General features: G+C 36.7%; 13 protein-coding genes. 10 read left to right on the plus strand and 3 right to left on the minus strand.

Features of this window, described 5'->3' with window-relative positions:
• Positions 1-55: 55 nt before the first annotated feature.
• Positions 56-958: a GDSL-type esterase/lipase family protein gene (locus tag EHQ24_RS09850; RefSeq protein WP_135601476.1), complete on the minus strand. Its 903-nt coding sequence runs from the start codon at positions 956-958 to the stop codon at positions 56-58.
• A 536-nt stretch (positions 959-1,494) separates the two neighbouring features.
• On the opposite strand from EHQ24_RS09850, the gene EHQ24_RS09855 reads away from it, so the two are divergent.
• The 10 genes from EHQ24_RS09855 (at position 1,495) to EHQ24_RS09900 (ending at position 10,759) form a co-directional block, all read left to right on the plus strand.
• Positions 1,495-1,848 (plus strand): ArsR/SmtB family transcription factor, encoded by a 354-nt coding sequence (locus tag EHQ24_RS09855; protein ID WP_135601477.1) that lies wholly within the window; start codon positions 1,495-1,497, stop codon positions 1,846-1,848.
• A gap of 1 nt (position 1,849) precedes the next feature.
• Positions 1,850-2,824: an SRPBCC family protein gene (locus tag EHQ24_RS09860; protein ID WP_135601478.1), complete on the plus strand. Its 975-nt coding sequence runs from the start codon at positions 1,850-1,852 to the stop codon at positions 2,822-2,824.
• A 116-nt stretch (positions 2,825-2,940) separates the two neighbouring features.
• Positions 2,941-3,321: a hypothetical protein gene (locus tag EHQ24_RS09865; RefSeq protein WP_135601479.1), complete on the plus strand. Its 381-nt coding sequence runs from the start codon at positions 2,941-2,943 to the stop codon at positions 3,319-3,321.
• Positions 3,318-4,709, plus strand: coding sequence for an MATE family efflux transporter (locus tag EHQ24_RS09870; RefSeq protein ID WP_135601480.1), 1,392 nt, complete (start codon positions 3,318-3,320; stop codon positions 4,707-4,709). Before EHQ24_RS09865 ends, EHQ24_RS09870 begins: the two co-directional genes overlap by 4 nt.
• 13 nt (positions 4,710-4,722) lie before the next feature.
• On the plus strand, positions 4,723-5,139 hold the full coding sequence (locus EHQ24_RS09875; RefSeq protein WP_135601481.1) for an iron chaperone: 417 nt from the start codon (positions 4,723-4,725) through the stop codon (positions 5,137-5,139).
• Positions 5,140-5,249: 110 nt separating this feature from the next.
• Complete coding sequence (locus tag EHQ24_RS09880; RefSeq protein WP_135601482.1) at positions 5,250-5,996, plus strand: helix-turn-helix transcriptional regulator; 747 nt, start codon at positions 5,250-5,252, stop codon at positions 5,994-5,996.
• Positions 5,997-6,080: 84 nt separating this feature from the next.
• The gene (locus EHQ24_RS09885) at positions 6,081-6,968 is read left to right on the plus strand and encodes a M24 family metallopeptidase (RefSeq protein ID WP_135601483.1); all 888 of its coding nucleotides are present in this window, start codon (positions 6,081-6,083) and stop codon (positions 6,966-6,968) included.
• Positions 6,965-8,209 carry an SMP-30/gluconolactonase/LRE family protein gene (locus EHQ24_RS09890; protein ID WP_135601484.1) on the plus strand — a complete coding sequence of 415 codons (1,245 nt, stop codon included), beginning with the start codon at positions 6,965-6,967 and terminating at the stop codon, positions 8,207-8,209. The genes EHQ24_RS09885 and EHQ24_RS09890 overlap by 4 nt, the downstream gene beginning before the upstream one ends.
• Before the next feature lies 1 nt (position 8,210).
• Positions 8,211-9,518, plus strand: a complete 1,308-nt coding sequence (locus EHQ24_RS09895) for an SMP-30/gluconolactonase/LRE family protein (protein ID WP_135601485.1) — start codon at positions 8,211-8,213, stop codon at positions 9,516-9,518.
• 464 nt (positions 9,519-9,982) lie between these two features.
• Positions 9,983-10,759, plus strand: coding sequence for a c-type cytochrome (locus EHQ24_RS09900; RefSeq protein WP_135602432.1), 777 nt, complete (start codon positions 9,983-9,985; stop codon positions 10,757-10,759).
• 30 nt (positions 10,760-10,789) lie between these two features.
• Here EHQ24_RS09900 and EHQ24_RS09905 read toward each other — a convergent pair whose 3' ends face one another.
• Together EHQ24_RS09905 and EHQ24_RS09910 are read right to left on the minus strand one after the other, a co-directional pair.
• A complete protein-coding gene (locus EHQ24_RS09905; RefSeq protein WP_135601486.1) occupies positions 10,790-13,240 on the minus strand; it encodes a C1 family peptidase in 2,451 nt (816 codons plus the stop codon).
• Positions 13,237-13,620, minus strand: coding sequence for a permease (locus tag EHQ24_RS09910; RefSeq protein ID WP_244310373.1), 384 nt, complete (start codon positions 13,618-13,620; stop codon positions 13,237-13,239). The genes EHQ24_RS09905 and EHQ24_RS09910 overlap by 4 nt, the downstream gene beginning before the upstream one ends.
• Positions 13,621-13,638 lie beyond the last annotated feature (18 nt).

Below are 13,638 nucleotides of genomic sequence, written 5' to 3' on the forward strand. Positions count from 1 at the left end.
ACTGACTTCCGCATAACGAACTTGGGGAGACGACGTTCGGCGTTAGAGAGGGGAGCTACAGTTCTCCTTTTATTAGTTTTTCTATTTTATCTTTTGGCGATTTATAATCATTGTCATCGAAACCTTTAGAATTCATTTGCATTTTTAATTTTTCAAAATTTAATCCACTGCATGGTCCAGAAGGATTTGAATTGTTTATTCCCGCCATCCAATTACATGCCATTTTGAAATATCCGCTGGCATTTGGATGAATGCCGTCTTGAGAGTAATCATTTTGATCATTTAAGAGGTTAAACATATTTACTAACCTGACTCTAGCTTTTATAATTGGCGGTAGAGCGTTATATTTACTATCAATAAGACTATTGTATAATTGTATTTGCGAATTTAGATTTGAAAACAGTTGATTAATGGATGAAATTTGAATTATTTTAGCAACAACAACTGTAGTATTTGTATTTGCTGCTAGAATGTTATTAATAATAATAAATAGGTTATTTGCAGCGGTTTCGTAAGACTTATTTTGTAGAATGTCATTTGTACCAACATGTAATAATGTAAAGTTGGAAAAACTAGCGAAGGTTGAGATTTGAATTAGCTGGTCAGTTCGATAACCTGGATAACCATCATGAGTTTGAGTATTAGTTATCCATTGTAAATAATAGGAACCACCGCTTTGGTAACCTTCAGTAGTAAAATATAATCCTAAACCTTGAGTAGCAAGTAAAGTCAACCATCCTCTATATCCACCTCCAGCCAAAGCAGGAGGCATACAAAGTTGTTGGTTAATTTGTGAAACGTAACAATAACCCCAATCAGAAAAACCAACACCATAAGTGATAGAATCACCGAAAGGTCGAATAAGAATGGGCTGTAACGATTGTGCAGTTAAACTAGTGACGTTTGAATAGATGACTAGTAGACCTGCAAATAAGATTTTCTTAATATTTTCTTTCATATTTTTCTCTTTTTTAAAATTTAATCCGACGAATGTCGTATAACACTTTTTAAATGTCTATGCTAGTCATATAAGTTTCTGGCCGACAAAACAACATTCCATTCGCATTCATTTCTTGAATCATTCATAATTCCCGTCTTCGATATTGCCAATTTAAAGAATTACCATACCAAATACCTAACAATTGTTTATGCATATCTCATAAGCTTACAAGCATTTTTCGTCAATGTTGATTGGGATATATCTTTTAAGAATCTAACACTAAACGTTTAGTGTTGCTTCAATCTTGAAGTTACATTCCTTTTCGAAACTATGAACTTTCCGAGAGATTTTTTTTGTTTGGGGAAGATCTGCTCGCGAAACTGAGTAGGTGTGATAGAAGGTAGTCATTGGGAGGCGGGTCTAGTTCCCCACCCTCAATCGGGCGGGGATACCAATATCCAATCCTGTACCCCCACCCCCCATCCAAAACCCACAAATCTCCCTTGACAAAATCTACCACTCCCCCCAATTTAACCAAAAGGTTAATTAGCTATATGGTTAAATTACTAGAATCCGAAGAAACTTTAAATGCAACTTTCCAAGCATTGGCAGACCCCACCCGCCGAAAGATCCTCATGCAACTGGTCTCAGGAGAGGCCACAGTGATACAACTGGCAGAACCTTTTCAGATGAGTTTACCTGGAATTTCTAAACACCTAAAAGTCCTGGAAAAAGCAGGGTTAATCGAAAAAGGTAAGGCAGCCCAATTCCGACCTTGTCGGTTGAAGGTGGAAGCACTCAAAGAAGCCAATGATTGGTTAGAACAATACAAGAAGTTATGGGAAGAACGATTGGATCGTTTGGATGCCTACTTAATAGAATTACAAAAATCAAAAGGGAAAAACTGAAATGTTTAAATCAGAATCAATTCTTACATTAGAAGAAAATATAGTTCGTATCGAACGAATGTTTGATGCTCCAATCCAATTAGTTTGGGAAGTCTGGACAAACCCTTTGCACATTTCAAAATGGTGGGGTCCAAAAGGATTCACAAACCCTACTGTCGAATTTGATTTTAAAGTGGGTGGATCGTATAGAATTGTTATGCGATCTCCTGATGGAGTGGATTACCCTGTCATTGGTAAATTTTTAGAAATCAATCCTTTTCAAAGTTTTGTGATTAGTGATTTGGTAGATGAACATCCGGAAGAATGGGTAAATGATATTCAGAAATTAACAGGACCCATTAGTAACAAAGAACTTTTAAACTCAACATTAAAAGTTCTATTCGAAGAAACTGATGGTAAAACAAAAGTCACTCTTCTTACTGAATTTGCAAACAATCAAATTCGTGATGGCTTTGCAAATTCTGGAATGAAAGAAGGTTGGTCAGAAAGTTTTGAAAAGTTAGATGAAAATGCCCTGCCAAAATCCAACGAAATTTATATAGAAAAAACTTTAAACCATCCACAAGAATTAGTATTCAATGCATTTGCGGATTCCGAATCCGTAGGACAATGGTGGGGGCCTAACGGGTTCAAAACCACTACACAATCAAAAGACTTTCGCGTTGGTGGAAAATGGATTTTTAATATGCTTGGACCAGACGGGACAAACTACCCAAATGTAATCGAATATAAAGAAATCAGAAAATTCGATTACATGGAATACACACATGGATCAGGCAATATAAATAAAAAAGATGATTTTTTAGTGAAGATATTTCTTATAGTTCTCGAACCGAACCGTACAATCATTAAGATGCAAATGACTTTTTCTGATACAAACGTTCGAAATGCGAAGTTAGGTATTGGGGCAATAGAAGGTGGGAAAGAAACACTTTCAAGACTCAATCTATATTTAGATAAGAAAGGTAATTCTTAATCAATCACTCATTTTAAGAAGGATTTAATTAAAGAAATTTTTTTCCAATTTTCAATATAAGGTCAAAAATCAATTTCGTTGAACCAAACAACCGATTTTAAAGGAAATTTATCGATATGTTAAAAAGTTTTATCGCCGTTCTCGCTGGATTCTTTTCCAACGTGATACTTTCCGTCTTAATGGATACAATTCTAAAAATTTTGGGAATCATACCTTATGACAATTTATTCGTATCAACACCTCTGGTTTTATTTGTGTTAGGTTATCGAATTGTATTTAGTATCTTTGGTTGTTACTTAACAGCAAAATTAGCACCAAAAAATCCAATGTTTCACTCTTTTGTTTTGGGTGGGATTGGACTTGTATTAGGAATTACTGGAGCCGTTTTTGCCGGCCATTTGGGGCCTTGGTGGTATGCTTGGTCTCTCGTAATCCTAACTCTACCAATTTCTTACTTAGGCGGTAAAATTTATCTATGGCAGGAAAATTCAAAATGACCAGCGCTAGTTTATGGAATGATTTAAAGAAGGCTCTTGCCGGTTCAGAAGAAGACTATACAGAAGTTAGCATTCGTAAGGCGCTATTTCTCCTTTCAGTACCGATGGTATTGGAACTTGTATTAGAATCTGTATTTGCTGTTGTAGATATATACTTTGTAAGTGCTTTAGGTGCTTCCGCCGTTGCAACAGTAGGTCTTACGGAAACTTATTTATTCCTATTGTATTCTGTAGCAATGGGTCTTTCCTTTTCTGTCACAGCAATTGTTGCAAGAAGGATTGGCGAAAAGGAAAAAGATAAAGCAGGAATTGCAGCAGTCCAATCCATTTGGATCGCGATCATTGCATCTTTTCCCTTTGCCATAGCCGGTATCTTTTTCTCAAAAGAACTTTTGGCACTCATGGGTGGAGATGAATGGGTAATTACAGAAGGTTATCGCTATATGCAATGGATGTTAGGCGGAAATATCGTAATTGTTCTATTATTTCTCATCAATGCAGTATTTCGTGGTGCGGGCGATGCCGCAATTTCCATGAGAGTATTGTGGATTTCTAATGGACTAAACATAATTTTAGATCCTATTTTGATTTTTGGATGGGGCCCCATTCCTGCATACGGAATCACAGGTGCAGCCATTGCCACAAACTTAGGACGTGGTATAGGTGTATTGTTTCAATTATGGTTATTATTCCAAGGTGGAAAACACATTCGAATTCTTAAGTCTCATCTAAAAATTGAATGGGAGACAATCCAAGGTTTATTAAAAACTTCTCTTGGTGGGATTGGCCAGATGATTGTGGGAATGACATCATGGATTTTTATTATGAGAATCCTTTCCGAGTTTGGAAGCCAAACCGTTGCAGGAGCAACAATAGCAATGCGAACCATGATGTTCACCATGATGCCTTCTTGGGGAATGTCCAATGCAGTGGCAACCTTAGTGGGCCAAAACCTTGGAGCTGGAAAACCAGAGCGCGCAGAACAATCCGTATGGTTTACAGGATTCTGTAACATGGGTTATTTGATCATTGTTGCGATTCTTTATTACTTCTACGGTGAAAATTTAATTGCGATCTTTACTAATGATAAAGAAGTAATTCACATTGGTGGAGAATGGTTACAAATTGTATCCTATTCGTATTTTATTTACGCTTGGTGGATGGCAGCTGGGCAGGCATTTAATGGCGCAGGTGATACCATCACTCCCACAAAAATCAATGTAGTTTTCTTTTGGATCATTCAAATCCCATTGGCTTATATATTAGGAAAACATTTAGCATTTGGTCCTACTGGAGTTTTCTGGGCGATAATGATTTCAGAAACTTCTGTTGGTGTATTTACGCTTTGGTTGTTCACTAAGGGAAGTTGGAAACAAGCGAAGGTTTAGAAAGTTGAAACCGATGAAAGCAACGATTCCTAAATCAATCGATGAATATATAGAAAATTTTCCGAAGGATGTTCAAATCATCCTTCAGAAAATTCGAAGTACAATTCAAAAAGAAGCACCAGAAGCAAAGGAAACCATCAGTTACGCAATGCCAACATTTGCGTTGAATGGAAATTTAGTTCATTTTGCAGCATATGCAAAACATATAGGTTTTTATGCTCTTCCTTCAGGGAACATTGCCTTCCAAAAAGAAATTTCAAAATATAAATTTGGAAAAGGTTCCATTCAATTTCCGTTAAGTGAACCGATTCCCTATGATTTGATCAAAAAAATTGTTAAATTTAGAGTTGCTGAGAATTTAGAAAAAACTAAGAAAAAAGCTCAAAAAAAAAAAACTACCCATCCCCAAAAAACGATCTCGAAAAAATGATGAAAGATGAGTTATTAGTTTTACGCTGTTACTACTTTCTTTTTTAAACACGAGGATCCGAAATGGAGTCTGAAAACAAAAGCATACTTTATTTATGGAATAGCCGCGTAATGTTTGCAACAAACAACATGCAGACTGATTTTCATTCCCATTATGCTGCCACACTCGCCATTTCGCTCGAAAAAGAAATCATGATCGAAACACATTTGGGTAAACAATTTTACCGAGTAGCACTTGTTGGCCCAAACACCCATCACAGAACCATTTCTCCTGGAGTGGAAATGGTGGCATTACTGATAGATCCAGAAACTTACGAATTTGGTTCTATCTCAAAACATATATCTTCAGGTGAAGTCAAACGTTTAGACATCCAAAATTTTTTACCCTTAATGGATTCTCTTAAAGCACTGTATTATGGTGATTTAAATGATACTGAAGCCACCAAACTTCAATTAAACTTACTTCGTACGGTTTATCCATTTGATACCTTAGAAACAAGTATTGATCCAAGAATTCAAAAAATTGCTCAAAAAATTAGAATGGAAATTCCGAATAGCATTCGGATGAAAGAAATTGGAAAAGATTTTTCCATTTCAGAAGATAGATTGATTCGATTGTTTAAAGAAAACTTAGGTATTCCACTGCGAAGGTATTTGTTATGGGTGAGAATTCTACGAGCAGTCAAAGAATTAAAAGCAGGCAATAATCTGACTGACGCGGCTCATGCAGCAGGTTTTTCCGATTCGGCTCATTTTTCCAGAACATTCAAAGAAAATTTTGGATTTATCCCTTCTTTATTTTTTGGACATCTCAAAACAGCAGAAGTTCGCTTCTGTGAACCAAACGAAATTCTTTAATAATTTTTAATAATACCGGAATCATTCAAGCAGAGATATTTATAATTTGTTATTCTCTTTTTCTACCAAGGAAAAGAAAAACCAATGCCCTTAACCAAAGAAAGAGGATTGTTTTCCAAACTCTCCTCGAAATTTTCAAAATTAAATTCTGAATCAATCAGAATTCCTACACCAGAACAGAAAGCCGGCTTTTTAAAAGCTCAAAAACTTGCTTATGATTGTGTTACCACAGTTGAAAAACAATTGGTTCCCGGTTGGACAGAAAAACAAACCGCCAAACGTATGGATGAATTTTTACGGGATCATGGGGTTAAAGTATTTTTACATAGACCTTTTGCTTGGTTCGGCGAACACGCAAGATTCGATGGATACAAACGTTTCACTCAATTCCATCCTGGCAAAAAAATCTTAAAGGAAGAAGAATCTTTTATTCTAGACGTTTCACCTGTGGTAGATGGTTACATCGGCGATATTGGATATTCATCATCGCTAATCAAAAATTCTGAACTCGATAAAGGTATGGATTATCTATTACAACTTCGAAATGAAATTCCAAACTATTTTAGTTCACCTATGACTCCTTCTGAAATTTGGTGGAAAATTGATTCCGATGCAAAAAATGCCGGATTCGATAATGTACATGCATTGTATCCTTTTGCAGTACTAGGCCATCGTGTTTATAAAGTAAACCTTCCCAATATTTCCTTTCCTTTGTTGCCAATTAGTTTTGCAAGTTGGTTTAGTTTACAAGGATCTTACGAATTTCTATCACACAAAGTTTTGCCAGAACTCTTAACTCCTGATCATGAAGGAGATAAAGTTGGACTTTGGGCCATCGAACCACATTTAGGAAGAGGGAAAACTGGTTTTAAATTTGAAGAAATCTTAGTAGTGGAAAAAGACAAAGCCTATTGGTTAGACGACGATGTCCCACATGTAAACAAATACAAAACACAAAAGGAAACAATATGAAATTTTTATTTTCTATAAACTCTATCTATTTAATTATCTTTTTTCTATTCATTGGATGTAATTCCGGTAATATCAAAATTGGTGCAGCCTATAAACTAGGAAAAGTTCCTGATTCAATTCTAGAAGTAAACCAACCAGATCCCTTTTTGAACCATTTAAAAATCGACTTTCCTGAGTTACCTGGTCATGACGATCTTATCTTCGATAACAAAAATCAAATTGCTTATGCTTCCGGAATGGATGGATGGATTTGGAAATTAGATTTCAAAACAAAATCAGCAGAAGCTTGGGTAAAACCACCGGTGAATCCAGCCGGATTACAATTTTCAAACAAATCCAATGAATCCATACTCGCTTGTGCTTCAAGACTTGGTGGAGTTAATTATGAAGCAAACAATCGTGTTGGTTTATATGAAATTAATATCAAAACAAAATCAGTGGTTCCGCTTTTACTAAACCTACCTAATTTAGAAAAATCAGATTTTGAAACAGTTTATCCAGAAACAAAAAGACCGACCTTCTCTCTTCGAAATTTAAACGAATCCAATTCAAGAGCCTTCTCCCTATGTAATGATCTCGCCGTATCTAAAGATGGAAATCGAATTTATATTTCCGAACCATTTGAAAGACCTAATGCAGCAATGGGAAGTGGTGCCGTTCCCGAGGCGATTGGACTTTATCCTCATGGAAAACTTTGGATGTATGATAGAAAACAAAATACAGTTTCTCTCATCATGAGTGGATTTACTTTTGTTGATGGCATCGTCATTGCCGATCATTCCTCTTCTAAAGAAGAATCAGTCATCATCACGGAAACAACAAAGTTCAGAATTATCAAAGCAAACATCAGTGGCAAACAAGAAGGAACATTTGAAATTTTATTCGAAAATCTTCCGGGACTTGCGGATGGTTTAGAAAGAGATTCATTAGGTAGAATTTGGGTTGGGATCATCAAACCTCGTTCGGGTCTTATTAATTTTGTTCATAACAACCCGTGGCTAAAACCATTGTTATTATCGATTCCCCAACAAATCCTTCCCATCGCCAAAAAAACAGGGATTCTACTACTTGATCCATCCGGTAAAAAAGCTCTATATTATTCAATGCATGATGGTTCCAAAATCAAAGATATCTCCGTGGCAGTTCCCAATTTGAATTCTCTTTATTTTCCATCCTTTGACGCAACCTCTAGAGGATTATATTCCATCCCTACCGATAGTTTAAAGTTAGGTGACAACTAAAATGAAAAAAAATATTATAAACTCTTCTTCATTCCATAACTATAGAAACTCAAGTCCGATCGTTATATTCTTTGTATGTTTGATTTTATTTTCTTGCAGAACACCAGAAGAATATTTTAAAAATCAAATCAAAGGCCCTGTTGATCTTCCTTACAATCCTTCCATAGAATCAATCAAATCTGAAGGTGATCCCATCAAACAAAATATAACAATTAGTGGATCAAATTTACCGGCGCAGGATGAAATCCTTCTCCAGGAAGATTTAGGCAGAGCCTTTGTCGCTTCGATTGATGGATGGATTTGGAAAGTTGATCTAACCACTAACCTAGCGGAACCATTTGTGAAAACTCCGCTTCTACCTGGTGGTATGGTGTTTCATCCAAAAAATCAAGATATCATTTATATGTGTTTGTCACGTGGAAAACAACATGAAAGTAACCTCAACGAAACACCTGGAATTTACGAACTCACTATTTCCACAAAACAAATTCGTAAAATCGGCACACGAGTTCCCCTTGTAGACAAAACTAAAGAACCATCCAATGATCAAATTGGTATTTTTTATTCCAAAGGAAAAGAAACTAAAATCCCAATCAGCGAGTTAAATAATACTAACAGCCGCAATGTGGAAAAAGCAGACGACTTGGCGATTAGTAAAGACGGAGAAAGGATCTATTTCACAGAACCCTACGACCATCCAAATGCAATCCTTGGCGTGAGCATACAATCAAAACAAGAAGTTCTCACATTAGGACGAAATGGACATCTTTGGAAATATGATTTAAAAGATAACACCGCAAGCTTGATAGCACACCAGTATACTTACTTGGATGGAATTTTATTGGAATACTCGCAAAAAGAAAGCGAACAAGAATCCTCTATCTTACTGAATGAACTTTCAAAATCCAGACTCATTCGATTACACTTAAGCGGCGATAAATCCGGAAAAGACGAACTAGTCATCGAAGGCCTTCCTGGATTTCCCGATGGTATGGATAGAGATCCAAGCGGACGGATTTGGATTGCCATCCCCGTAGAAAGATCCAAACTCATTACTTGGTTACACAAACATCCATTTTGGAAACGTCTCGTTCTCTACATCCCTGAAAAACTACAACCCGTATCAAAAAAAACAAGTATCATCGCACTTTCACCTAACGGAACAAATCCGATATACTACTCAGTCCACGACGGAAGTTTATTTTCCTATATCATCGTTGTTGTGCCAGGAAAAGAAAAACTATACCTAGCTGTTTACCAAGATGGTTTCAAAGGATTTGTTACAATGCCATATCCTAACAATTTATAGGTGATATTTAGGTGCCTCGCAATTGGTTCGTAAACCCTTATCATTACTACAAAGCGATCCCGCTCTCCGTTCCAATCTTTCCCTTCGGGAAAGGATTTCCACTGCGATCGGTGGCGGGAAAAATTCCAATACAAACACGACTCAAATAGAGAGAAATATGAACTTTCTAGAACTAAAAATTTTTAGATTTCAGAAAGAAATTTCCTTTTTCTAAAGACTGTGATATTTGGAACTCATTGGGAGGCGGGTCTAGTTCCCCACCCTCTAATCGGGCGGGGATACTCATATCCAATCCTGTACACGCGAATACAAACACCCAAATCCCACTTGACCAAATTTTGATTTCGATTCTAATTCCACCACCTATGAAAAAAATATCCCGATTCCTTTTGATCACCTTTCTTTCCTTAGTGGGCTTTCTCGGTCTCTTGGTCACAACTATCTATACGATTAGTTCCATACGGATGAACAAAACCTACGAAGTAAAACCTGTCCCCATTCCCAAATTTACGAAACCCTTAGACATCGCCGAAGGAAAACGCCTCTACCAATCCAGAGGATGTGGTGATTGCCATGACGTAGATGGAAGTGGAAAAACATTCATTCAGGATCCAGCTATCGGAACTCTATCCGGAGCTAACTTAACAATCGGTAAAGGTGGAATTTTATCAGACAGATCTGATGAAGAACTGGCCATCGCCATCCGACATGGTGTAGGCAAAAACGGTAAGGCTTTAATATTTATGCCTTCGACCGATTTCCAAGGAATGACCAACGAAGACGTTGGAAAATTGATTTCTTATTTGCGTTCCACTCCAGCCGTTGACAAGCCGCAAGGAGATATCAAACCAGGTCCTTTAGGAAGATTTCTATTTTTGATCGGAGAAATTCCTATTTTCGTTTCTGCTGAAATCATCAAACATGACATAGTTCACTTAACAAACATTACACCTTCTGTTTCCTTAGATTACGGAAAATATGTTGCATCAACTTGTACTGGTTGTCATGGATTTAATCTAAAAGGAGGGCCGATCCAAGGTGCACCACCAGAATGGCCACCTGCTCAAGATATCAGCAAAATTGGTTTAACAAATTATACGGAGTCTAATTTTATCCAAACCATCAGAACAGGGAAACGCCCCGATGGTTCAGAAATGAAATTTCCAATGCCTTGGCAAAGTTTGGGTCAACTCACAGACACAGAACTCAAAGCACTTTGGATGTACTTACAAACAATTTAAATTTTCATTCTAACAAAATGAAAATCTAAATTATTTTTCTTTGGTAAAACTCAGTTCCGTTCCATTGTCAAAATCTTTGATGGATTGGAACTGAGCCAAAGAATTACCTTCTAATGATTTAGATAATTCAAACAAAAATCCATTTGTTTTTAAAGAATGGCTACCGGGTGTCCATGATCCTTTAAATTGCTGAATTTCCTTTTCATTTAACTTTAATTTAGCGGTAAAATCTTGTCCGTTCCCTAAAATTTCTACCCAAACCGTTTGTGGACCAGATTTTGGATTCCAATACATAGAAGACCATTTTCCCACAAAAGAAGTTGGTAATTCTTCCAATGACATAGCTCTTTTTTTCACTTGGGTTTTTGGTTCATTCCAGAATACAGATACAAAATTGGAATCTTTCGATTCAGAACCGAGTTCCGATTTCGAGCGAACTGAATACAAAAACAAATCACCTGAATTTCCGGGAAAGGTTTCACTAAAGGAATTTTTTTTAGCATCAACACCAGAAACAAATTCTAGTTTTCCTAACTTCCCTCCACCTTTCATCTGTTTGCGATAAATATAGTATTCAAAACTATCTTTTACAGAATCCCATTTCAAAGTGACAAGTTTATCCTTACCAATGGTATTTGAAACCAATTGTTTTGGTGGAGCCAAAGTCACACCACCTGCTCTTTTTGTAAGTCCAGGATCTGTTTTTCCAAACGCAACTTCACTTGGCTCTGCATAACCTAGATCATTTGCAGATATAATGGTATATAGATATGGTTTTCCATTTTGGATGGCAACATCGGTATCTGTATAACTGGTTCCTGAAATTTCAAATTGACCGGAAGGTTCTGCCCTTTCATCAAACCGATATAAAAAATATACCTTAGCGCCAGGTGCCGCATTCCAATTCAAAATAATTTTATTCGAATAATCTCCATGAGTTGCTGTTAGCTGACTCACTTGGTTCGGCAATAAATTCTGATCTGCAACATCAATCACTACAGACTCGCTCCAATCACCAGATGGTTTGGACTGCACTAAAGCAACCACACGATAAAAATTGGATTCACCAACTTTGGGAGAAGGATCTGTAAAATTTGGTATTTTACTTGTCCCTATTGTTTTCCATTTTAGAGAGGAATCTGATCGCGCAATTGAGTAACTTGTCGCCCCATCCAATGCAGACCAACTTAATTCCACATTCGGTGTCGATCCACTCACATATATCACACCAGTAAGACCGACAACTTGCCCAATACTTCCATTGGAATTTGCTTCAGCCGCAGTAAATCCTTCGACATCCAAAGATGCTAGCGACACTTCTTCCGTTCCAACAGAAAGGATACGATATACATAAGTAGAGTTAGGTGAAACTGAAATATCAGTAAAACTTGGTTTATCCGAATATCCTAAATCATAAAATTCAGATTCTTCTTTTCTTTGAATCAAATAAGCAACGGCCAAATCTTGTTGTTTCCAAGTTAAAACAATTTTTGTGTCAAACTCACCTTTTGATGCTTTAATTTCTGCTGGAGGTGCAATTGGTTTTTTTGTTGGAGTTACATTGACAATCGGAGTACTTTGTGGCGCAGGTTCATCAATAATGGCATAGGTTTCTTGTCCTACTTTGGCAAGCATTGAATAAGACACCCAACCGAATCCTTTGTCTCCCCAACTAGTTCCCCAAGAGTTCTGTAATTTAAAAGCTCCCTTTTTTCCAGATTTGGATTTTTTATCATCATCATAACCAACGATCGTCATGGCATGACCACCATAACTCTGACCACTATTTTCGTCATAAACGGCAGAACCTTTTACCTTATAAAAGGCATCATCAATGATCATCCCTACCATCACAACATTCTTGCCAGCTAACACTCGCTTTATCTCATCTGGGTTTTTATAATTTAATCTTGAGAATGATTTAATTTTGTATTTGAGAGCTTCTTTTTTAGAACTTTGAGAAGGCTGCGTGAGATAGTCTTTATCAGAATAAGGCATACTACTCCAAGGAGCGGCACCGTTAGACTTTAAGAATTCCATTGTTTTATAATAATATAAACCTTTATCTTCTCCACCATTCTGTTGGTTGTAAATAAAAGCAGGTGAAAAAACAAAGTTTCCCTTTCCGCCAGCAAAGGGAGGATCATATTCTGTGGTTTGATCTTTGTTTTTTAACAAATAAGATTTGATCGCATAACCAGTGGCCCATGCGACACAACTATTTTGCCTTCCTTGGTTTCCAACAGGAGGCATCATGGAAGATAAATCGATAGATTTTGGTAACTCTTCAAAAGAATTAAAATCTCTTTTGAGAGGGATACTATCTTGAATTTCTTTGGAACTAGGGATATAACCACAAGAAAAAGTTCCTGGTTTACAGCCGGGGGAACGAACACTACTCGGATCAAATTCTTCAGTAAAAACTGCACTCGTAAATAATAGGAATAATCCGATTATTCTCCAATTTTGATTTAAACTCATGGTTTCATCCTCTCTATGATTTGTATGATGCTTATTTTTTGTTTCTGACTTGGTTTTTTTTTATCTTCCAACATATAGTAAAACTTTGATTTGGTGGAATCGAATTTGAAAGAAACAAAATTGTAACTAACTCCAGTTATTGTCTCCTCGGGAGAAGGTTCGATCGTTAAAGAAGTAATGCCAGTATTAAAAAGTTTCTGCATCCAAGATTCGTAATTTACAGCCGATATCTCTCTCGTTTCATTGAGTATCTGTTTTCCCGCGCGTGACTGTTGCCGTGTGAGTAAAATTTTATTTTTACTCGTTACCAATCGGTAGTGTTTTCCATACCGAAATTCAGGTGCAATGGCTCCAGAACTTTCTTCCCATACAAGTTCCATGGGTTTCCAATTTCCTTT

The sequence above is a fragment of the Leptospira noumeaensis genome, from assembly GCF_004770765.1.
GTDB lineage: Bacteria > Spirochaetota > Leptospiria > Leptospirales > Leptospiraceae > Leptospira_A > Leptospira_A noumeaensis.